This is a genomic window from Arcobacter peruensis, assembly GCF_003711085.1.
Classification (GTDB): Bacteria; Campylobacterota; Campylobacteria; order Campylobacterales; family Arcobacteraceae; genus Poseidonibacter; species Poseidonibacter parvus.
In genome coordinates this window covers 156,312-176,674 of sequence record NZ_CP032363.1, presented here as the reverse complement: position 1 = coordinate 176,674, position 20,363 = coordinate 156,312, and the positions used below count along the sequence as shown (strand labels likewise).

The 20,363-nt window shown below is 27.0% G+C and carries 24 protein-coding genes; 13 read left to right on the top strand and 11 right to left on the bottom strand.

What is annotated here, in order from left to right; translation table 11 throughout:
• Window positions 1–242 precede the first annotated feature (242 nt).
• From D3Z07_RS00905 to D3Z07_RS00895, 3 genes are read left to right on the top strand one after another with little or no spacing between them, the layout of a single operon-like run.
• Window positions 243–2,198: an ABC-F family ATP-binding cassette domain-containing protein gene (locus tag D3Z07_RS00905; RefSeq protein WP_076087356.1), complete on the top strand. Its 1,956-nt coding sequence runs from the start codon at window positions 243–245 to the stop codon at window positions 2,196–2,198.
• 51 nt (window positions 2,199–2,249) lie between these two features.
• Window positions 2,250–2,693, top strand: coding sequence for a GatB/YqeY domain-containing protein (locus tag D3Z07_RS00900; RefSeq protein ID WP_122892829.1), 444 nt, complete (start codon window positions 2,250–2,252; stop codon window positions 2,691–2,693).
• Window positions 2,694–2,708: 15 nt separating this feature from the next.
• A complete protein-coding gene (locus D3Z07_RS00895) occupies window positions 2,709–3,836 on the top strand; it encodes a GGDEF domain-containing protein (RefSeq protein ID WP_122892828.1) in 1,128 nt (375 codons plus the stop codon).
• A 9-nt stretch (window positions 3,837–3,845) separates the two neighbouring features.
• On the opposite strand, the gene D3Z07_RS00890 is transcribed toward D3Z07_RS00895, so the two are convergent.
• Window positions 3,846–4,613, bottom strand: coding sequence for a TIGR02757 family protein (locus tag D3Z07_RS00890; protein WP_122892827.1), 768 nt, complete (start codon window positions 4,611–4,613; stop codon window positions 3,846–3,848).
• 58 nt (window positions 4,614–4,671) lie between these two features.
• Here D3Z07_RS00890 and D3Z07_RS00885 point away from each other — a divergent pair, with 58 nt between their 5' ends.
• Window positions 4,672–5,493: an SDR family NAD(P)-dependent oxidoreductase gene (locus D3Z07_RS00885; RefSeq protein ID WP_076087364.1), complete on the top strand. Its 822-nt coding sequence runs from the start codon at window positions 4,672–4,674 to the stop codon at window positions 5,491–5,493.
• 14 nt (window positions 5,494–5,507) lie between these two features.
• Here D3Z07_RS00885 and D3Z07_RS00880 read toward each other — a convergent pair whose 3' ends face one another.
• From D3Z07_RS00880 to D3Z07_RS00860, 5 genes are read right to left on the bottom strand one after another with little or no spacing between them, the layout of a single operon-like run.
• Window positions 5,508–6,146, bottom strand: coding sequence for a hypothetical protein (locus tag D3Z07_RS00880; protein WP_122892826.1), 639 nt, complete (start codon window positions 6,144–6,146; stop codon window positions 5,508–5,510).
• Window positions 6,147–6,201: 55 nt separating this feature from the next.
• On the bottom strand, window positions 6,202–7,002 hold the full coding sequence (locus D3Z07_RS00875; RefSeq protein ID WP_076087369.1) for an ABC transporter permease: 801 nt from the start codon (window positions 7,000–7,002) through the stop codon (window positions 6,202–6,204).
• 9 nt (window positions 7,003–7,011) lie between these two features.
• Complete coding sequence (rsmD, locus tag D3Z07_RS00870) at window positions 7,012–7,602, bottom strand: 16S rRNA (guanine(966)-N(2))-methyltransferase RsmD (protein ID WP_076087371.1); 591 nt, start codon at window positions 7,600–7,602, stop codon at window positions 7,012–7,014.
• Between the two features lie 30 nt (window positions 7,603–7,632).
• The gene (gene rny, locus D3Z07_RS00865) at window positions 7,633–9,177 is read right to left on the bottom strand and encodes a ribonuclease Y (protein WP_076087373.1); all 1,545 of its coding nucleotides are present in this window, start codon (window positions 9,175–9,177) and stop codon (window positions 7,633–7,635) included.
• 10 nt (window positions 9,178–9,187) lie between these two features.
• Complete coding sequence (locus tag D3Z07_RS00860) at window positions 9,188–9,727, bottom strand: 5-formyltetrahydrofolate cyclo-ligase (RefSeq protein WP_076087375.1); 540 nt, start codon at window positions 9,725–9,727, stop codon at window positions 9,188–9,190.
• 61 nt (window positions 9,728–9,788) lie between these two features.
• Between D3Z07_RS00860 and D3Z07_RS00855 the strand changes: the two genes are divergently transcribed.
• Together D3Z07_RS00855 and ftsY are read left to right on the top strand one after the other, a co-directional pair.
• The gene (locus D3Z07_RS00855) at window positions 9,789–10,349 is read left to right on the top strand and encodes a TlpA family protein disulfide reductase (RefSeq protein ID WP_076087377.1); all 561 of its coding nucleotides are present in this window, start codon (window positions 9,789–9,791) and stop codon (window positions 10,347–10,349) included.
• Between the two features lie 9 nt (window positions 10,350–10,358).
• Window positions 10,359–11,444, top strand: a complete 1,086-nt coding sequence (gene ftsY, locus D3Z07_RS00850; protein WP_122892825.1) for a signal recognition particle-docking protein FtsY — start codon at window positions 10,359–10,361, stop codon at window positions 11,442–11,444.
• 37 nt (window positions 11,445–11,481) lie between these two features.
• Here ftsY and D3Z07_RS00845 read toward each other — a convergent pair whose 3' ends face one another.
• Window positions 11,482–12,051 carry a YqiA/YcfP family alpha/beta fold hydrolase gene (locus D3Z07_RS00845; protein ID WP_122892824.1) on the bottom strand — a complete coding sequence of 190 codons (570 nt, stop codon included), beginning with the start codon at window positions 12,049–12,051 and terminating at the stop codon, window positions 11,482–11,484.
• 60 nt (window positions 12,052–12,111) lie between these two features.
• Here D3Z07_RS00845 and D3Z07_RS00840 point away from each other — a divergent pair, with 60 nt between their 5' ends.
• Together D3Z07_RS00840 and D3Z07_RS00835 are read left to right on the top strand one after the other, a co-directional pair.
• Window positions 12,112–13,092: a lipid A deacylase LpxR family protein gene (locus D3Z07_RS00840; protein ID WP_076087381.1), complete on the top strand. Its 981-nt coding sequence runs from the start codon at window positions 12,112–12,114 to the stop codon at window positions 13,090–13,092.
• A 75-nt stretch (window positions 13,093–13,167) separates the two neighbouring features.
• Window positions 13,168–13,788, top strand: coding sequence for a hypothetical protein (locus D3Z07_RS00835; protein WP_122892823.1), 621 nt, complete (start codon window positions 13,168–13,170; stop codon window positions 13,786–13,788).
• 8 nt (window positions 13,789–13,796) lie between these two features.
• Here the strand turns inward: D3Z07_RS00835 and D3Z07_RS00830 are convergent, their stop codons facing one another.
• Window positions 13,797–14,279, bottom strand: a complete 483-nt coding sequence (locus tag D3Z07_RS00830) for a ribonuclease HI (RefSeq protein WP_122892822.1) — start codon at window positions 14,277–14,279, stop codon at window positions 13,797–13,799.
• Entirely contained in the window at window positions 14,276–15,004 is a 729-nt protein-coding gene (locus D3Z07_RS00825; RefSeq protein WP_122892821.1) for a DUF4395 domain-containing protein, read from the bottom strand. Before D3Z07_RS00825 ends, D3Z07_RS00830 begins: the two co-directional genes overlap by 4 nt.
• A 131-nt stretch (window positions 15,005–15,135) precedes the next feature.
• Between D3Z07_RS00825 and radA the strand changes: the two genes are divergently transcribed.
• Window positions 15,136–16,485, top strand: a complete 1,350-nt coding sequence (gene radA, locus D3Z07_RS00820; protein WP_122892820.1) for a DNA repair protein RadA — start codon at window positions 15,136–15,138, stop codon at window positions 16,483–16,485.
• A 39-nt stretch (window positions 16,486–16,524) separates the two neighbouring features.
• On the opposite strand, the gene D3Z07_RS00815 is transcribed toward radA, so the two are convergent.
• Window positions 16,525–16,929 carry a thioesterase family protein gene (locus D3Z07_RS00815; protein WP_122892819.1) on the bottom strand — a complete coding sequence of 135 codons (405 nt, stop codon included), beginning with the start codon at window positions 16,927–16,929 and terminating at the stop codon, window positions 16,525–16,527.
• A 95-nt stretch (window positions 16,930–17,024) separates the two neighbouring features.
• Between D3Z07_RS00815 and ybeY the strand changes: the two genes are divergently transcribed.
• Window positions 17,025–17,444 (top strand): rRNA maturation RNase YbeY, encoded by a 420-nt coding sequence (gene ybeY, locus D3Z07_RS00810; protein WP_122892818.1) that lies wholly within the window; start codon window positions 17,025–17,027, stop codon window positions 17,442–17,444.
• 1 nt (window position 17,445) lies between these two features.
• The gene (locus tag D3Z07_RS00805) at window positions 17,446–18,366 is read left to right on the top strand and encodes a calcium/sodium antiporter (RefSeq protein ID WP_076087398.1); all 921 of its coding nucleotides are present in this window, start codon (window positions 17,446–17,448) and stop codon (window positions 18,364–18,366) included.
• Window positions 18,367–18,389: 23 nt separating this feature from the next.
• Here D3Z07_RS00805 and D3Z07_RS00800 read toward each other — a convergent pair whose 3' ends face one another.
• Window positions 18,390–18,794, bottom strand: a complete 405-nt coding sequence (locus tag D3Z07_RS00800; protein ID WP_076087400.1) for a Fur family transcriptional regulator — start codon at window positions 18,792–18,794, stop codon at window positions 18,390–18,392.
• A 178-nt stretch (window positions 18,795–18,972) separates the two neighbouring features.
• Here D3Z07_RS00800 and D3Z07_RS00795 point away from each other — a divergent pair, with 178 nt between their 5' ends.
• The gene (locus D3Z07_RS00795; RefSeq protein WP_076087403.1) at window positions 18,973–19,638 is read left to right on the top strand and encodes a ferritin family protein; all 666 of its coding nucleotides are present in this window, start codon (window positions 18,973–18,975) and stop codon (window positions 19,636–19,638) included.
• A gap of 65 nt (window positions 19,639–19,703) precedes the next feature.
• On the top strand, window positions 19,704–20,354 hold the full coding sequence (locus D3Z07_RS00790; RefSeq protein ID WP_076087405.1) for a ferritin family protein: 651 nt from the start codon (window positions 19,704–19,706) through the stop codon (window positions 20,352–20,354).
• Window positions 20,355–20,363 lie beyond the last annotated feature (9 nt).

Sequence of the window (20,363 nt, the reverse complement as noted above, 5' to 3'; positions counted from 1 at the left end):
AATTATAGTTTTTCTAATCCACACAATTAATATCTAACAATATTTTAGATATAGTATCTACTTATTAAAATAAATGAAAACAATTTATTATTGTATAGACTTACAAAGTATGATACGAAAAAGAAAGTATGATATTTGTATCATAAAATTATTATCCATGATACAAAAAATAAAATACTATATATTAAAAGTCTATAACAAACTATTTATAAAACACTATTTCAAGGGATTCATTAAAATAAATGGCACTAATAGACTTACAAAACATTTCTAAACAATACGATACGAAAGTTATTTTAAAAAATGCAAATTTCACCTTAAATCAAGGCCAAAGAATTGCAGTAATTGGTCAAAACGGTCAGGGAAAATCAACACTTCTTAAAATAATTACAGAGGAAGTAGAACCTGATGATGGTATAAAAGCTATTGATAAGTCTATTAAAATAGAAATGCTTGCACAACATCCAAAGTTTGATGATAATTTACTTGTTCGAGATGCTATTGAAAATCAATTAAAAGAGTTAAAAGATGCACGAACTGAATATGAAGAAATATCTTTAAAAATTGTAGATGATTATGAAAATAATGAATTAATAAATAGACAAAGCCAATTAGCAACATATCTTGAGTTTCATAATGCTTGGGATTTAGACAATATGATAGAGCGAGTTTTAAAAGAATTCCAACTAAAAGAGTATGAATTTAAAGATGTAAATCTTTTAAGTGGAGGTGAGCAAAGAAGAGTTTCACTTGCAGGATTACTTTTAAAAAAGCCTGATGTATTACTTCTTGATGAGCCTACAAACCACCTTGATGTTTATATGGTTGAGTTTTTAGAACAACTTTTAATGAAAAACAATTTTACATTAATATTTATCTCACATGATAGATATTTTATTGATAATATTGCTACTTCTGTAATTGAAGTTGAAGGTGGAAACTTACGTAAATTCCAAGGTGGATATTCTTCATATTTAGAGCAAAAACAACAAATCTTAGAAAACATGCAAAAAGACCATCATAATATGATTAGACTTTTTAAAAGAGAAGCACACTGGATGCAAAGAGGTGTAACAGCTAGAAGAAAGAGAAATGTAAGAAGAAAAGCAGAATACCTAGACTTAAAACAAAAAGTAAAATCAAATCCAGCAGCTATTAGAAAAATGAGTGTTGAACTTCAACGTGAGCAAAAATCTTTTAATAGTGAAGAAACAAGAACTTTAAATAAAAAGAAAATGCTATTTGAACTTGATGATATAGGTATCACACTTGGAGATAAACTTTTAATAAAAGATTTTACAACTAGAATTTTACAAAAAGATACAATTGCAATTGTAGGACCAAATGGAACTGGAAAATCTACAATGTTAAAAATATTCATGGAAAAACTAAAAGTTGACACAGGTAGATTTAAAAAAGGTGACTTTAAAGTAGGATACTTCGATCAACATAGAGAAATGCTAAATGACAATCAAAGTATTATGCACACCTTTTGTCCTAATGGTGGAGATTTAGTTGAGTTAAATGATGGTAGAACTATGCATGTATATGGGTACTTGAAAAATTTCTTATTTCCAAAAGAGTATTTAGAGAAAAAAATTGGAGTTTTAAGTGGTGGTGAGAAAAATAGAGTTGCTTTAGCACTATTATTTACAAGAAGTATAGATTGTTTAGTCTTGGATGAGCCTACAAACGATTTAGACTTACCAACAATTAATATTTTAGAAGAGTATTTAGAAAACTTCCAAGGTGCTATTATTTTAGTATCTCATGATAGATATTTTGTGGATAAAATTGCAAAAAAACTATTTGTTTTTAAAGGTAAGAATGGAGAAGTTGAAGAGAGTTTCCAACCTTATAGTGAATATTTAGAAATTGAAAAAGAATTAAAAGATTTAAACTCACTAGAAAATAGTTTAAAAAAAGAAGATCAAGAAAAGTCTAAAGAAATAATAAAAAAGAAACAAGTAAAACTTTCATTTAATGAACAAAGAGACTACGATAATTTACCAAAAGAAATTGATGAGTTAGAAGAAAAAATTGAAGAAATAAATGAATGTTTAATGGACTCAAAATGTTACGAGCAAAAAGGCATCGTTGCTGTATCAAAAGAACTAGAAGAAATAGAAAAAATCTATGAAGAAAAAGTAGAAAGATTTTTACAATTAGAAGAGTTAATTGAAAGCTTTAACTCATAAAAAGATATAATATTATATAATAAAATAATAATTAAATACATAAGGACTAAAATGAGTTTAAAACAACGACTAAAAGATGATGTAAAAACAGCTATGAGAGAAAAAAACATAGTAAAAAGAGATTCAATTAGAAGTATAAATACTATGATTAAACAAATTGAAGTTGATGAAAGAATTGAATTAAATGATGAAGCTATTGTTAAACTTATTCAAAAAGGTATAAAACAAAGAGAAGAAGCTATTTCTCAATACAAAGACGCATCACGTGAAGATTTAGTTGAAAAAGAACAAGAACAAGTTGATGTTTTTAAACTATATTTACCCGTTCAGGCTTCAGATGAAGAACTTGAAATTGGTATGAAAGAAATTATTGCTCAAGTAGATGCAAAATCTATGAAAGACATGGGAAAAGTAATGGGGGCTGCTAGTAAAAAATTTGCTGGTATTGCTGATGGAAAAAGAATAAATGAAATGGTAAAAAAACTTTTAACTTAAACTTTAGGATTAAATATGAGTATAGAATTTGAAGAAATTGTAACACAATTAACGTCATTAGAAAAAAATGAAGTAACAAAAAATAAAATACAAACACCAATTGAAATAATTCCTATTCTTCTGAAAAGGGTTTCAAAAGAAAATGTAAAAGAGTTAGTATCATTACTTAAGCAATCTGCACTACATTCTATTTGTTCGGAAACAGATGATGAAATTGAAAAATTATTTGAACAAATAGACAAAGATACAAATCTATTATTTAATCTTGAAATTCAAAAGAAAATACAAGAATTCATTGAAAAAAGATTTGAAAGAGATAAGCAAGTAGTTATTCAAAGAACTTCTGATATTTCTAAATTTGTTTCACTAATGGGTCAATATCTAAATGATGCTATTTCAAGTAGTGGATCAGGTTCTAAACACGTATTAGATATAAAAGAAAAAATTCAATCTATAGATTTATCTAAAGATGGGGTAAAAGGCTTAGAAAGCTTACAAAATGAATTAGTAGATGCTGCCTCATTAATAGAAGAAGAAATGAATACCGTAAGTGATAAGTTACAAACTGGTAAATCAAAAGTAGAAGAATTAGAAGAAAAAGTAACTATTTTAGAAAAAGAGCTTACAAAAACTAAAAATGAAAGCATGAAAGATCATTTAACAGGTCTTCTTACAAGAAGAGCATATAATGACGAAATAAAGAAAATCGAAAGTTCTTATAAAAGACATAACACACAATATGCAGTTGTTTTCTTTGATTTAGACTATTTCAAACAAGTAAATGATACTTACGGTCATGATTGTGGAGATGTTATTCTTTCTACTTTTGGAAAAATTTTAGAAAAGAACACTAGAGATCATGATATTGTTGGAAGATATGGAGGTGAAGAATTTGTAGCAATTGTTCATTTTAATCTAGATAGAGAATTATTACAATATTTAAAAAGAATTAAAATAATAGTTACATCAAATAACTTCAAATACAAAGATCATGAAATAAAAGTAACTTTCTCAGCAGGAGTTGCCCTAAGACCTGATCATCAGTCTTATGAGAGTACTATACAAAAATCTGATATTCTTTTATATGAAGCAAAAGAGAATGGTAGAAATCAAATCAGACTTGAAAATGGAAAAACTATTTAGTTTTTCTATTTAATATATTTTCTCCTGACCAATGCGATATAAAGAAAAATCGTATTTTATAGGATCTTTTTCATCAAACAGCCTTAGTTTTTCAGTGATTAACAAAGCAGATTTCAAATCATAAGTCTTTCTATCTAATAATCCTAATTTTTTTGATACATTAAAAGTATGAGTATCTAAAGGTAAAATCAAATCTTTTTTATCAATACCTTTCCATAATCCTAAATCAAGTTCATCCTCTCTTACCATCCATCTCAAAAACATATTCCATCTTTTATATGGAGCATTTCCTACTTCTTTGATTTGACCGTTTTTATCTCTTTTTAAAGGACTTGAAACTAAAAATGTAAACCCCTGAGATTTATAATCTGCAACTTCGTGTATTTTTTTTATTAAAAAATCTAAGCCTTCAAGAATAGAATTGTTTTTTTTATATCCAAGATTGAATATTTCATTTAAAGAAGAAGTTTTTTTTAATTTCTTAAAAGTTTTAAATATAGTTTTAATATCTTCACTATTTTGAAATCTATAATAAAAAGAATCTAGTTCTTTATCAATTTTTTTATCACTTGCATCTAATAAAGAAAAATCTAAACTATCAAGAAATTTAACAATTAAGCTTGCTTTTCCATATGCAAAAAGTGCACAAAGTAAAATCACATATTCATCATCATATCTACTAGCAACCAATAAGGGATCTGGTTTATCATATGAAAGTTCATTATGCTTATTTCTTGATTGAAATTCATTGTCTAAACGTTCTTTTATTTTATTCATTATCTATCCAAATTTTTGATTGGGTATAATACCAATAATTAAAGAAAAAGAGTGTTAAATGAATAATATATTAATAACAGGATGTTCCACAGGTATTGGTTTAGAAACTGCTTTAGTTTTAAAACAAAATGGTTTTAAAGTATATGCAAGTGCTAGAGAGCAAGATGATGTGACAAAGCTTACAAACCTTGGATTTGACACATTTAAAATTGATGTTACAAAAAAAGAAGATATATCAAATGCTTTAAATACAATATTAGAAAATGACAAAAAACTTGATGCTGTATTTAACAATGCTGGGTATGGACAGCCAGGTGCTGTTGAAGATATAAGTGTTGAAGTACTTAAAGAGCAATTTGAAACTAATGTTTTTGGTTTACATGAATTGACTCTTCAAACTATGAAAATATTTAGAAAACAGGGGTTTGGAAAAATAATACAACATAGTTCTGTTTTAGGAATTATATCACTAAAATTTAGAGGAGCCTATAATGCAAGTAAATATGCAATAGAAGGATTAACAGATACACTAAGACAAGAAGTATTAAATTCAAATATTTATGTTAGTGTAATAAATACTGGACCCGTAACATCTGAATTTAGAGCAAATGCATTAAAAATGTTTAATAAAAATATTGATATAGAAAATAGTCATTTTTCACAAAAATATAAAAAAGAATTGAAAAAAAGATTAGAATCAAAAGAAGATAATACACCTTTTACTCTTCCTTCATCTTCAGTTGCAAATATAGTATTTGATATTATGAATAGCAAAAAACCAAAGCCTAGGTATTATGTTACTAAAGCGACATATATTTTAGGGTTTTGTAAAAGAATATTCTCAACTTCAATAATGGATAAAATCTTAAATAAAATGTAATATGAAAAGAAGTTTTAACTTCTTTTCATATCAATAATAAGTTGAGCAATTGATTTCTCAACTGAATCAAAAAGAGCTTTTTGTAAAATCGTTTTATTATTTAGCAAAGTACTTTCATTATATGAAAAAGAATCATTTACTACAGAATTTGAATAAATCACATCAGAATTTTTATTTAATATTTCTAAATCTATAAAAATCTTTATTGTTGCATTAGAACTAAAAAGTGAAGAATCAATCACAAGTTTTGGAATAAATAAATGAACAGTATAATCAGCACCAAAAGCTACATATTTATTTTTATAATAGCTGTCATTTTTCATTTGTTTTGAAAATTCTTCTTTTACAATATTCTCTAAAGATATATTATTAATTGCAATACTTTTTTCTAAATTTAAGGCTTCATCATTTAAAATATCAGGTCTTAAAACAGTTCCTACATTAACACCTACATGTCTAGATAAACTTCCACCTAAACCTAAATTGAGAGAAAAAGGACTAGGTACAGTTTTAGGAGCAGATAAAACTACAACATTTTTATATAAAGAAAAAGATTTCATTTGTTCATTTATTTTAACTTCATTTTTTGAAGAACAAGCAGTAAAAAAGAGTAAAGACAATGATATAAGAAGTGTTTTAAAAAGATATGACATGATAAAATTCCTTGTTATTTTTTATTTATAATAACATAATAAAAAGAAATTAATACTAAGTACTTTGTATCTCTTTTGTATTAAATTTACCTTGTAAGAAATCAGAAATTTGAATAAGACAAAAAGTAACCAGAAATATCATCAAACCAGGAAAGAAACTAACCCACCACGCAATATCAATAACACTTTTTCCATCACTTAAAAGAGAACCCCAAGACATTTGAGGTGGATTTATTCCTAAACCTAAAAAAGAAAGTCCAGATTCAGCTAAGATTGAACCACCTACTCCAAAAGTAAAAGATATTAAAAAAATTGGAGCTAATAAAGGTGCAAAATATTTAAAAATTATTTTCATAGTTGAAACATTTGATAGTTTTAATATTTTTATATATGGTTTATTTCCTATTGCAAAGCTTTCACTTCTGATTAGTCTTGCCATTCCCATCCAACCAGTAATTGAGATTACAATAATTAAAATTACAGATGAAGCTTGAATATATGAAACCAAGGCTAAAAGTAAAAAGAAAGTAGGAAAAGTTAAAAATAAATCAATCATAATTGTAATTGTTTTATCAATATTACCTTTAAAATATCCAGCATTTATTCCAATAAATAAACCAATCAAAGAAGAGATACTAGCAGCTAAAAACCCAATAATAAGTGAAGTTTGTCCACCTTCTAAAATTCTTGCTAAATTATCTCGACCAAGTCTATCTGTTCCAAATAAATGTTCAAAAGATGGACTTGTTAATATTTTTAAAGGATTTAATTCATAAGGAGATACAGTGTAAAAAAATGGCAATACAAAAACCAATACAATTAATGAAACTAATAAATATACTGCAAATTTATACATTTTTTCTACCTATGAATAAAAATAATATGAAAGTGAACTTTTTCCAAATTTTTTAGTTTTCTTCAAAGAAAATTTACCAAGAGTATTTGGAATTTCTAAAGTTGAAACATGCTCTATAATAATCATGAAAATATTTTCATTTTCAATTTCTTCAATCATTTTAAATGATTTTGTATATATCTCATCCATTCCTTCTCTATAATCAAAAGGTGGATCAACATATAATATAATTTCATCATTAGAATTTTTTAAAGACTCTAAAATTGCTGGAGTTTGAACAAATGTATCACCTAGCATAGTTTCACATTTATTCATTTCAATTGCTTTACAATTTTTAACTAAAATATTGTAAGAATTTCTATCTAATTCTACAAAATATGCTCTTTTAGCATCTCTTGAAACTGCTTCAAGACCAATTGAACCAGAACCTGCGAAAGATTCTACAAACACTTTATCAATTATATCAAATTGTAAAACATTAAAAAGTGATTCTTTAAGTCTTGATTTTGATGATCTTGTAACTTCTAATGAAGGTAAAGCAATTGTTTTACCTTTATATTTTCCTGCAATAATTTTTGTTGTTGGTGTATTTATTTTCATTTATCTTTTATATTCTTTCTTTTTTAAAGCTTATCTTGCGTAAGATTGAGCTCTTAATTCTCTAATTACATTTACTTTTATTTCACCTGGATATTGAACTTTTTCTTCAATTTCTTTGGCAATTTCAGTAGCTAAAATAACAGCTTCATCATCATTTACTAAATCAGCTTTTACTATAACTCTAACTTCTCGACCTGCATTAATTGCATAAGCATTTAATACTCCTGTTTTTGAAGTTGAAATATTTTCAACCTCTTCTACTCTTTTTAAGAAACTTTCTAGAACTTCTCTTCTTGCACCTGGTCTTGCAGCACTTAATGCATCAGCAGCACAAACAGCAGCACTTTCTACATTTATAGGCTCTTCATGTCCATGATGTGCATAAATACCATTTATTACAGTATCAGGCTCATCATATCTTCTACAAATCTCAGCTCCTAAATCTACATGTGAACCTGGCATATCATGCGTTAATGCTTTACCAATATCATGTAATAATCCAGCACGTCTTGCTAAAATTGCATCTCCACCCATTTGTGCAGCTAATAATCCAGCTAAATGAGATACTTCTAAAGTATGAGCAAGCGCATTTTGTCCATAAGAGGCTCTATATCTTAGACGACCAACTAATTTAACAAGTTCAGGATGCATTGTTTTTATACCAAGCTCATGAATTACATCTTCACCCTCTTTTAATATATTTTTATCAAACTCAATTTTAACTTTATTATAAATCTCTTCAATTCTAGCAGGTTGAATTCTTCCATCTTCTAATAAATCTTTTATAGTTTTTGTAGCAATTGCCCTTCTATAAAGGTTAAATGAAGAAATAGTAATAGTATTAGGAGTATCATCAATAATAATATCAACACCTAATAACATTTCAAGAGCTTTAATATTTCGCCCTTCTTTACCAATAATCTTACCCTTTGTTTCATCATCACTAATTGGTAAATTATTAATTAATCTTTCAGCTGCAAACTCGCCTGCATATCTAGTAACTGCATGAGAAAGCATATTATTTATTTCATTTTTTGTGTTTGCCTCTGCAAGTTTATATTTTTTTCTAAAAATTGAAGCAATTTGTGCTCTAGAGTCTTCTTTTACTTTTTCAAGCATTAACTCTTTTGCTTCATCAACTGTTAAACCACATGCGTTTTCTAAAATTTTAATTGCTTCTAAAGTTTTAGTTTCATAAGTTCTTTTTTGAGCTTCTAAACCCTCTTTAATTGTTGTTATTTTTTTATTTTTTTCAACAATTTCTTCTTTTTCAGATTTAATTATTTTTAATTCTGATTCAAGATGTTCGTTTAGTTCTCGCTCTTTCTTTTCAATTTTTGCAAGCATTGTGTCATAATCTCTTCTTGCATTTTTGAACTCTTTATCACACTCAATTTTTGCTTTTAATTGAGAATCTTTTAAAGAAACTTCAGCTTCATGCTCAATTACTTTTGCTTTTGCCTTAGCTTGTTCAATAAATACTTGAAATTTAGCTTTATCTATTTTCCTAACAACAATAATACTTAGCAATGCACTAATAATTGCAACTGCTATACATCCAATAATATATTCCATATTCAAAACCTTAATTAGTTATTATATAATCTGCTTGAATATCGTAGCTTTCAGATAAAATTTTATCACTTTTACAAAGTATTAATTGCGTAAAAACAAGTGTTGGTTTATAAGATAATCTATCAAAAAATCTGTCATACATTCCTTTACCAAAGCCAATTCTTTTACCAATAGCATCTACTCCCACAATAGGTACTATGGCTAAATCAATCTTATCTGCTTTAAAAAAAGAGTTATTTGGTTCTTTTATTCCAAACTTCTTTTTTTGTAAAGGTAATCTATATTTAACTATCTTAAAACTGTCACCTTCCATATATGGAACATAAACATTTTTATTTTTTATTTTTCTTAATTTGTTAATTAATGCTTGAACATCAACCTCAATACCTAATGGTATATACAATAAAATATTTTGTGCTTTGTTTTTATTTATAAAATTTTCTAATTTCTTTAAGATTATTTTGTCTTTATAATACTTTGAAGTGACACTTGTAAACTTTAATCTTTTTATACACGATTTTCTAAAATCACTTTTGTGATTTAATTCCATTTTTAAGCCTCACTTGGGTAAAATTCCTACCCAACAAATAATTTTACCTAAAGGAATTAAAATGCAGTTTAAAACATTAGCATTTTTGTCAATATTATCAATTTTTATTTTTACTGGATGTAATTCAAAAACTGATAGCGACGAAGTTAATAAGACGACAATAGAAAAGGAAGAAGTAAAAAGAACCAACTTTGTATTAAAAACAACAGATAATTTAGATTTAAATGTTGAAATAGATAAAGATAAGATTATTTTCAAAGATTATCCTGAAAAAATCATTCTTCTAAACTTTTTTGCGACATGGTGTCCACCTTGTAAAGCTGAAATTCCAAATTTAATTGATTTACAAAATAAATATGCAAATGATTTTAAAGTTGTATCAATTTTACTAGAACAAGGTAAAACAAATGAAGATATAAAAGAATTTATTAGTAAATACAATATTAATTACCAAGTTACAAATAGTGAAGAAAATTTTGCTTTATCAACAGCTTTGGGTGAAATCAAATCAATTCCAACTATGTATATGATAGATAAGAAATCAACTATCTTCCAAAAATATGTAGGAATAGTACCTGTAGAAATGATGGAAATTGATATCAAAAAAGTTCTTGAGAAATAAAGGTATTTAATGTTTAGTTTTTTTAAAAAGAAAAAAGAAGAACCAAAAGTTGAACTTGAGATAAAAGAAGAATTCCCTAAAGAAGAAAGCTTAGAAAAAGTTTCTGAAATAAAAGAGGAAATTCAAGAGGTTCAAGAAATTGAAAAAGTTGAAGAAATTGAAAAAGTTGAAGAAATTGAAAAAGCCTTAGATTCAAAAGAAGAAACTAACGAAAATAAAGGCTTCTTTTCAAGAGCCTTAGAAAAAACTTTTGCAAGTATCAAAACCGTAGTTCCAACTAAAAAAGAAAAAATCGATTTTGATGATATTGAAGAAATGCTAATTGAAGCTGATATGGAATATGAAATCATCGAAAAAGCAATGGATGGATTACCTGATGAAATTACAAGAAAACAATTAAGACATAGACTTGTAATGCTATTTGAACATGCACCTGATGTTGATTTAAATAACTTACCAAAACCTTTTGTAAGACTTATCATTGGTGTAAATGGAGCTGGCAAAACTACAACTATAGCAAAACTAGCAAATAAAGCTAAAAAAGAAGGTCAGAGTGTAATTTTAGGAGCTGGTGATACATTCAGAGCTGCAGCGATTGAGCAACTTTCAACTTGGGCTTCTAAACTTGATGTGCCAATTATCAAAACAAAACAAGGTCATGACTCTTCTGCAGTTGCATATGATACAATTTCATCAGCAATTGCAAAAGATATTGATAATGTTATAATTGATACAGCAGGAAGATTACAAACACAAAAAAACCTTAATAATGAACTTATTAAAATTGTAAAAGTTTGTTCAAAGGCACAAGAAAATGCACCACATCAAAAACTAATGATTTTAGATGGAACTCAAGGAAACACTGCAATTGCTCAAGCACGAGCCTTTAATGAAATGGTTGGTATTGATGGAATTATAGTTACGAAACTTGATGGAACTGCTAAAGGTGGAGCATTGTTTTCTATTTCAAATCAATTGGAATTACCAATATTTTTCGTAGGAGTTGGTGAAAAACAAGATGATTTAATAAAGTTTAGTCCAGATGAATTTGTTGATTCTTTACTTGACGAGATTTATACAGAAGAAAAAAACTAATAAAACAAGAGATTAAAACCTTTTGTTTTTATTAATATTATAAATTTAAAAAGCTATCTACTTTTCTAAAATATCTTTCAATTCCATCAAAAGAATGATTTCCGCCCTCTTCTATTTCTAAATTAGTTTCAAACAACTTTTCTTCAGCTTGCGTATAATCTAGAACTTCATCTTCCATTTGTAGAAGTGTTAAAAAGTTTTTAGGCTTTTTTATTTCTTTTACTTCAAAATTTAATAGAGATTGAGAATGAGAATAATTAAACTCAAATTTTGAATTATCATAATAATTCGTAGCCAATTCATTTTCATCTTGTCTATAGCTTTCTAAAGTAATCCAAGGATAAACACTAGGATTTATTAATACTGCTTTTAAATTATATTTATTTGCTAAATATAAAGCATAAAAACCGCCTAAAGAAGAGCCTATTAAAGATACCTTTTCATCTCTGTGCAAAAAAGCTTCAATAATCTGTTCTAAAGTTGAAATGGCTAAATTTGGGATAGTTGGTAAAGATGGTGTGATAATTTCATCTTCAAAATATTCTAAAAACTTTTGAGCTTTAGATCCAAAACCTGCACTTCCAAAACCGTGTATATAAATAATCATTTAATATTTTCCTAATTCTTTTATTATATAATTTAGAATATTACTACAAAAAGGATAAATATGAAATTATTTCTTTTACTCTTTTCTTTCTTATTTACAATAAATTTATCAGCTGAAGTTTTCTCAATAAATTTAGAAAATGACGTAGTTGATGGAAAAGATAAGCACTATACAAATGGTACTTCTTTTATGTATTTAAGTAACAAAGATACAAATGATTTAGATAAATATGATAATAAACTTTTTGAATACCTCACTTTAATACCAACTTTAACAAATAATACAAAGCATCAATCTCTTGGTCTTACTTACTCACAACTAGCTTTTACACCAGATGACTTAGAAAGAAGAGATAAAATAGTTAAAGATGTTCCTTATGCAGGTGTTATTACTTTAGATTTTTCTCTTTTTAAATGGAATGAAAAACTATTTCATAATTATATGTTAACACTAGGAATGGTAGGTCCTAGTACAAAAACCGCTCAGTTTCAAAAAGCCTATCATAACATTACAGGAAATACAAAACCAAAAGGCTGGGACAATCAGTTAAAGGATAATTTTTTATATAACTTTGCATACTCATTTGGGTATAAAAATTTTGAAAATAAGTTTGATTATGGAAAAATGGATTTAACAAGTAATGCAAGAATAGATATAGGTAACTATAATCGTGCTGTAATGATTAGTTCAATGATAAGATATGGAGATAATTATCCAAATAACTTTAATACTTTAGGTAGATTAATAGGTTCAAATAGTGATAAACTTTTAAATATAGATGAGAAAAGAAATGATAATTTTGCTTGGTCTATATCTTATGGATTAGGATATACCTACACTGATTATTTCTATATAAATGACTATGATAAATCTTATGAATTAGAAAAAATAAAAGATACTTTTACTCAATTGATTTCTGTAGACACATTTTTTGATGCATTTATCTTATCTTTTAATTTTAAAACTTCAAAATTTATTTTTACAAATGAAAATAGTACAAGAGAAAACTGGGGAGGAGTAAGTTTAAGTTATATTTTCTAATTTTATTTTACCTTATAGAAAAGATGCTAAACTTCTAACAAATAAAAATATTTTATATTATTTAAAAGGATAATTATGAACCATAGAGGCAAATCATTTTTTGAAGATACATTAATTATACTAGTAGTTATTGGAATTTTATATGGTTTATATTCTTTCTTTTTTTCATCAGAAACAAATACAGCAAAACCTAAAAGTGAAACAGTACTAATAGAAAAAAGTACAGTAAAAGAAAATAATGTAGATAATACTACAGAAAAGATTATTGAAAAAGAAATAAAAAAAGACGAAAAGTCTAAAGAAAATATAAAAGAGAATATTCAAGAAAGTAAAGAAGATAAAAGTGAAGAAACAAAAAACATTCTAAAAACTTTTAATGAACCTATAATAAAAAAAGAAGCAACAAACATTACTAGTTTAGATACAGTAGAATCTTTTTATAAAGCTATTGAACAAAAGATTTATGCAAATATTTCAAATAATATTAAAAAAGAGACGATAAATAGATTTAATCCTCTAGAGATTAGAGTAACTATTTTAAAAAATGGCAAATATGAGCAGCTTACTTTTATAAAAGGTGATAGGAATCATTTTAATTCAATAAAATCATCAGTATTAGAGATATTTCCATTAGACATAAATCCGTCTATAAAAGATAAGTTTCCAAGATATTTTAGAATGAAAGTACAACACTAGAGATAAAACTATATAGTTTTATCTCCTCTTAAAGCAGAACGTGAAGCTTTATCAACAATATTAAAAATATTATCAATATCATTTTTTAAACTATTTTTTTTGTGACCTTCTACTTTTATAAACTCACAATTATATTTTTGGGTAAGTTCAAAAAACTTTTTATAAAGCTGGCTATTATTTAAAATTTTTCCTGAACTAGAATGATAATTTAAACCTTTCAGCTTCTCTTTCCTTTTAGGAAGTCCTATAATATTTTGGCAATCAGTAAATATTTTAATAACACCTTCTTTTATATCAATATCTTCTAAAGCCCAAAGAAAAGTTTGAATTTCTAATTTTGTTGATGATGTATTTTCAAATCTTTGAAGAATTACTTTTGATTTTAAATACTCTAAATCATAGTTTTCATCATCTATTAAAACATAGGCACCAAATCCTATCTTTTCTTGTGGATTACAACTTCCATCTACAAATAGCTTAATATTTTTCATTTACAATTATGACTTTTCCACATTTGTTCATGTCCCATATCTATTGCCCATTGTGGAGCTTGACAATCATCTTTGATTGGTTTTGAAGCTTTAATATCTAACATAGTCTCTTTTGATACTTTATATTTATAATTATTTAAGTAAAAATAAATTGATGAAAATAAGATTGTAAAACAAAATAAAAGAATGATTTTGCTTTTATAATCTTTTTTCTTTTTTCTGTCATCAATTTCACAAACATCTCCTGCACATTTGTTTACATTTATATTTATTTTTTTATAAAGCAAGCACCCAAGACATATTCCAAAAGCAGACTCTAAAAAAAGTAGTACTAAACAAAGAACACATATAAGTAATCTAATAGGAGACATAAAATCAAAAACAATAAAAAAAGCCATTATAAAACCAAGAAGTACTCCAAGAATCCATGCAAATTTTTTAGGTTTAGCTTCAACCCAGTTTTCTTTTTGATTTGAAACAATTAAAGAAGCTAATATCATATAAGGAGCGTATTTTGGATTTATAAATACTCTAATAACAAACTCAATAATAAATGTAATTGAGAAAAGTTCCACCCAAAATAAATTATTAATTAAAAAAACTGAAAAAAGACTAAGAATTCCTAATAAGAACATAATTCCAGCACTCGCTCGTGCATCATTTTCATTTATAACTTTAAAGTCATATTCATCAACAGTTTCACCAAAACTAATGTATTTACCCATTAAATAATTCCTTTATTCTTTGTATTTTAGCATAATTAAAAATAAAGAAATTTATTTCAATTTGTAATATTTTAAATGTAGTAATTATTTTTATACTATAATTCAAATATAAAAGAATAAAAGGTTAATTAATGGCTAAGAAAAAAACATCACTATTTGAATGTCAATCATGCGGAGAACAGTCTACAAAATGGCTTGGAAAATGTCCAAGTTGTGGTTCTTGGGATTCATTTATTGAGTTAAACCATGACCAACAAGAAGTACTTAAACAAACTTCAAAAGTAATAAACACGCAAACAAAAGCAACACCTATAACACAAATCAAACAAGATGATGTAATAAGATTCTCATCAAATAATGATGAGTTTGACCTAGTACTAGGTGGAGGAATAGTTCCTGGAAGTCTTACTTTAATTGGAGGAAGCCCAGGTGTTGGAAAATCAACTTTGCTTTTAAAAGTTGCAGGCTCAATTGCAAGTAGTGGTAAAAAAGTATTATATGTTTCAGGGGAAGAAAGTGCTGGACAAATTAAACTTCGTGCAAATAGACTTGATGCAAACCATGATGATGTATATTTATTAAGTGAAATAAAATTAGAAGAAATTCAAGATGAACTATTAAGAGTTGATTATGAAGTTGTGATTATTGATTCTATTCAAACAATTTACTCTTCAAATCTTACAAGTGCACCAGGAAGTGTTTCTCAAGTTAGAGAGATTACTTTTGAGCTTATGAGAAAAGCAAAAGAATCAAATATTGCAATGTTTATAATAGGACATATCACAAAAGATGGAAGTATAGCAGGTCCAAGAGTTTTAGAGCATATGGTTGATACTGTTTTATATTTTGAAGGTGAATCAAGTAAAGAATTAAGAATGCTTCGAGGTTTCAAAAATAGATTTGGTTCAACATCAGAAATTGGAATTTTTGAAATGACAGCTGAGGGTTTAATATCTGCTAAAGACATTGCTTCAAAATTCTTTGATAAATCAAAAGCACAAAGTGGTTCAGCATTAACTATTTCAATGGAAGGAAGTCGTGCTTTAATACTTGAAGTTCAAGCTCTTGTAACAGAAAGTACTTATCCAAATCCAAAAAGAAGCGCAACTGGTTTTGATGCAAATAGATTAAATATGCTTTTAGCACTACTTGAAAAGAAAATTGATTTACCACTTAATAACTATGATGTATTTATAAATATTTCAGGTGGAATAAAAATTAAAGAAAGTTCTGCAGATTTAGCAGTGGTTGCTGCTATTATTTCATCATTTAGAGATAGACCTATTTCTAAAGAGTCTGTATTTATTGGAGAAGTTTCACTAACAGGTGAAATTAAAGATGTTTATTCAATTGATATGAGATTAAAAGAAGCACAAGCACAAGGTATTAAAAAAGCTGTAATTGCTCAAAAAACTAAATTAAAACTAAGTCTAAAAGAGTTCCCTGTAGATGAAGTATCTAAAATGATAGAACTATTTTAAAATAGTTCTATCATTTAAATTCTTTATATTTTTTAAATTTTACTTAGCCACTCTTTTTTTAGCGCCATCCATCAATCTTTGTGTTGAAACAATTGCACGAGTGTGTGTTCCTGTTCCAATTTTTCCAGCAGAATCAACAACTTCAATTGTAAACTTATAAAGCTTTCCTTCCATACCATCAAACTTTGCAGTTGAGACAGCAGTATCACCTTCAAGTGTTGGTGCTAAATGAGTAATATTTACACCAACACCAACTGACAATTCACCTTCTTGTAAAAAAGGAATTAAAATCTTTGCAGCTGAACATTCCATAAGTGCTACCATTCTTGCAGTTGCAAATACATCTGGAAAACCATCATGTTCTGATATCTTTAAATTACTTGCTAAATCTGATTGTTTTACTTTAAATTCTATTTTATCTTCTGTTCCAATTTCTAAACCCATATTAAGTCCTTAAAATTAATTTTGATTTATTCTAACATAGAATTAACCTTGTAATATATAAAACTTTGATATAATCGCGAAATTAAAGGGAAAAAATGATTGATATTGAAAATAACACTTCATTTATAGCTCCTATATCAAAACTTGAAGATATTACTAAAACACTTACAAATAAAGATATTGAGCTTATAATTGTACATAATGATGAGATTCAAGAGCTAAATAATGAACATAGAAATATAGATAAAGCAACAGATGTTTTATCATTTCCTCTAGAGTTTGATATGCCAAATATGCCTTTGGGTTCAATTGTTATATCACTTGATTATGTTGAAGAAAAAGCAAAAGAGTACAAGCACTCACAAGAAGAAGAGTTTATACTTTTATTTATTCATGGTCTTTTACATCTTCTAGGGTTTGATCATGAAGTTGATAATGGTGAGCATAGATTAAAAGAAGAAGAGTTAATCAATCAATTTAATTTACCAAATAGTTTAATAGTAAGGAATTCATAAAATGGACATTTTAATATTTATAGTTTCAATGGCAGCACTTATTTATGGTGCTGATTACATCATTGAACAAAGTGAAAAAATAGCACTTCATTATAATATCTCAAGTTTTGTTATAGGTGCAACACTGGTAGCTCTTGGGACTTCATTACCTGAAATGGCAGTTTCAATGTCGGCTACAGTAAAAGGAAGTGGAGATATTGCAGTTGCAAATGTAATTGGAAGTACAATTTTTAATATTTCACTAGTTTTAGGAGTTGTATTTTTAATTGCAAAAAAAGTTAGTCCTAAAAGAGATTTATTTGCAAAAGATTCAGCATGGTCTCTTTTCCCAATTTTAGCATTTATTTTAATGGGTATAGATGGAAAAATAAACTTTGTTGATGGTATTTTATTTTTAGCTTTAATGGCTGGATATTTAATGTTCTTAATTTCAAGCAATTCAATGGAAGAAATTGATGAAGAATTAGCAAAAGAAAAATTTGCTTGGGGAAAAACTGCAGGATTATTAGTAATTGGATTTATATTTGTAGTAGTTGGTGCTGATTTTGCAATTGATTCAGCTTCTAATATTGCAAGAGATTTTGGTATTTCTGAGTGGGTTATTGGATTATTCTTAATTGCTTTTGGAACATCTTTACCTGAACTTACAATTTCTATTAAATCAGCAATGAATAATAACACTGATTTAGCAATTGGTAATATTATTGGATCAAACGTTGCAAACTTTACAATGGTTTTAGGAGTATCATCTTTAATAAATCCACTTAACGTAGATCTAAGTGCTAATTTCTTTGATATTGCAGCTGCATTTATAGCATCACTTATGTTAGTATTTATAACTGCTAATAAACTTTATAATAAATCTGCAGGAATTGCATTAATGGTGATTTTAGCTCTTGTAGTACAAAATAGTCTAGCTTAAAACTAGACTATTTTGTTGTATAATTAGTGTTTACAGTTAGGACAAAGTCCACTTAAAACTAAATTTGTAGAGTCAATCTCGAACTTGCTAATTGTAGCTACTTCATCTAGTACACTTTGTACATTTAATGTAATATCTTCAATATTTCCGCATAATGAACATACTAAATGAGCATGTTCATTTTTAACTAATTCAAAAACTGACTTAGTATTTGGAAGTTTTACTTCTGAAAGAAAAACCTTTTCAATCATTGCATTAACATTCTTGTATATAGTAGCAAGAGAAATTGAAGGGAACTTTGCAAGTAATTTTTGGTAAAGTTCATCAATATTCATATGTCCATTCATATAAAGCTCTTCTACAATAGCAACTCTTTGAGGTGTAACTTTTAGATTATATTCTTTTAATAAAACTGTATAGTTTGTCATATCTTATCCTTTCGTGAAATTTTATAATATTTATATTCATTCACATATTTTTTTAAATTTGAAGAATTATAACATATATTTTATTAAAGGAAAATAATTTTCCTTTAAGTTTAATTATATTATACTTTCTTCAACGGAAAAAAATTTTCCATAAATAAAATTTATCAAGGAATTTAAAATGAAACAATATCAAACATATAAATGTAACACATGTGGATGTGAAGTAGAAGTGCAAGAAGCAAATGAACAAGCAAAATTATCTTGCTGTGGAACTGAAATGGAAATGATTACAGAAAACTTAACTGCAGTTAATTTAATGAAAGCCTTTGCAGGTGAATCTCAAGCTAGAAATAAATATGAGTTCTTTGGCGAAATTGCATTTGAAGAAGGTTTACATAGAATTGCTAGATTCTTTAAAGAAGCAGCTGAGAATGAAAAGTACCATGCTATTGCAGAATTAAAAGCTTATAATAAACTAGTTAATAATGTTGAATTAGATTCAACTGCAAATAATATTCAATATGCAGCAGACGGTGAAAAATACGAGCATGAAGAAATGTATCCAAACTTTGAAGCAATTGCAAAAGAAGAAGGTTTAAAAGAAATTGCTAGAATGTTTAAAGGTATTGGAAAAGTTGAAGTTGAGCATGAAAGAGAATATTTAGAATTAAAAGAAGAATTAATAAAAGAAGGTTTCTTAGAATCTGATGATAAAGATGAAGAATGGGTTTGTGAAGTATGTGGTCACGTTCACAGAGGGAAAAAACCACCTAAAGCTTGTCCTTTATGTGCAGTTGAAAAAGAATATTTCAAAAAGAGAAATAAAGATGTAACAGTAGGATAATTTAAGAGTAATTTTATACGAATAGGACTAAAATTACTTTATCAAAAACATAAGAGGAAGTAATAATGAAACAGTACGAAACATATAGATGTAACAAATGTGGTAATGAAGTAGAAGTTCAAAACGTTGGTGGAGGGAAACTTACATGCTGTGGCGATGAAATGGAAATGATTACAGAAAATTTAACTGCGGTTAATTTAATGAAAGCATTTGCTGGTGAATCAATGGCTAGAAACAAGTATGAATATTTTGCAAAAATTGCACAAAAAGAAGGTTACAGAGATATTGCTGAACATTTCCAAAGAGCTGCTAATAATGAAAAAATGCATGCAAAACTTGAGCTTAAAATGTACAATGAAATGACAATAGGCAAAGAGTTTGGAGATACTGTTGAAAACCTTAAATATGCAATTGAGGGTGAATCTTATGAAAATGTAACAATGTACCCTGATTTTGCAGCTATTGCAAAAGAAGAAGGACATAAAGAAGTTGCAAGAATTCTTGCAGGAATTGGTAAAATTGAAATTGAGCATGAAAATATGTATAGAATGCTACTTAAAAGACTTGAAACTGGTGCAGAGCATGAAAGTGAAGAGGAAGAAGAGTGGATTTGTGAAGTATGTGGACATGTTCATAGAGGTAAAAAAGCACTAAAAATGTGTCCTGTATGTAAGCATCCTCAAGAGTATCAATCAAGATTAAATTCTAAAAAGTAATTAAAAAAA

Coding starts and splice junctions, on each gene's coding strand:
- D3Z07_RS00905 (WP_076087356.1), top strand. CDS start 243: ATGGCACTAATAGACTTACAAAACATTTCTAAACAATACGATACGAAA.
- D3Z07_RS00900 (WP_122892829.1), top strand. CDS start 2,250: ATGAGTTTAAAACAACGACTAAAAGATGATGTAAAAACAGCTATGAGA.
- D3Z07_RS00895 (WP_122892828.1), top strand. CDS start 2,709: ATGAGTATAGAATTTGAAGAAATTGTAACACAATTAACGTCATTAGAA.
- D3Z07_RS00890 (WP_122892827.1), bottom strand. CDS start 4,613: ATGAATAAAATAAAAGAACGTTTAGACAATGAATTTCAATCAAGAAAT.
- D3Z07_RS00885 (WP_076087364.1), top strand. CDS start 4,672: ATGAATAATATATTAATAACAGGATGTTCCACAGGTATTGGTTTAGAA.
- D3Z07_RS00880 (WP_122892826.1), bottom strand. CDS start 6,146: ATGTCATATCTTTTTAAAACACTTCTTATATCATTGTCTTTACTCTTT.
- D3Z07_RS00875 (WP_076087369.1), bottom strand. CDS start 7,002: ATGTATAAATTTGCAGTATATTTATTAGTTTCATTAATTGTATTGGTT.
- rsmD (WP_076087371.1), bottom strand. CDS start 7,602: ATGAAAATAAATACACCAACAACAAAAATTATTGCAGGAAAATATAAA.
- rny (WP_076087373.1), bottom strand. CDS start 9,177: ATGGAATATATTATTGGATGTATAGCAGTTGCAATTATTAGTGCATTG.
- D3Z07_RS00860 (WP_076087375.1), bottom strand. CDS start 9,727: ATGGAATTAAATCACAAAAGTGATTTTAGAAAATCGTGTATAAAAAGA.
- D3Z07_RS00855 (WP_076087377.1), top strand. CDS start 9,789: ATGCAGTTTAAAACATTAGCATTTTTGTCAATATTATCAATTTTTATT.
- ftsY (WP_122892825.1), top strand. CDS start 10,359: ATGTTTAGTTTTTTTAAAAAGAAAAAAGAAGAACCAAAAGTTGAACTT.
- D3Z07_RS00845 (WP_122892824.1), bottom strand. CDS start 12,051: ATGATTATTTATATACACGGTTTTGGAAGTGCAGGTTTTGGATCTAAA.
- D3Z07_RS00840 (WP_076087381.1), top strand. CDS start 12,112: ATGAAATTATTTCTTTTACTCTTTTCTTTCTTATTTACAATAAATTTA.
- D3Z07_RS00835 (WP_122892823.1), top strand. CDS start 13,168: ATGAACCATAGAGGCAAATCATTTTTTGAAGATACATTAATTATACTA.
- D3Z07_RS00830 (WP_122892822.1), bottom strand. CDS start 14,279: ATGAAAAATATTAAGCTATTTGTAGATGGAAGTTGTAATCCACAAGAA.
- D3Z07_RS00825 (WP_122892821.1), bottom strand. CDS start 15,004: ATGGGTAAATACATTAGTTTTGGTGAAACTGTTGATGAATATGACTTT.
- radA (WP_122892820.1), top strand. CDS start 15,136: ATGGCTAAGAAAAAAACATCACTATTTGAATGTCAATCATGCGGAGAA.
- D3Z07_RS00815 (WP_122892819.1), bottom strand. CDS start 16,929: ATGGGTTTAGAAATTGGAACAGAAGATAAAATAGAATTTAAAGTAAAA.
- ybeY (WP_122892818.1), top strand. CDS start 17,025: ATGATTGATATTGAAAATAACACTTCATTTATAGCTCCTATATCAAAA.
- D3Z07_RS00805 (WP_076087398.1), top strand. CDS start 17,446: ATGGACATTTTAATATTTATAGTTTCAATGGCAGCACTTATTTATGGT.
- D3Z07_RS00800 (WP_076087400.1), bottom strand. CDS start 18,794: ATGACAAACTATACAGTTTTATTAAAAGAATATAATCTAAAAGTTACA.
- D3Z07_RS00795 (WP_076087403.1), top strand. CDS start 18,973: ATGAAACAATATCAAACATATAAATGTAACACATGTGGATGTGAAGTA.
- D3Z07_RS00790 (WP_076087405.1), top strand. CDS start 19,704: ATGAAACAGTACGAAACATATAGATGTAACAAATGTGGTAATGAAGTA.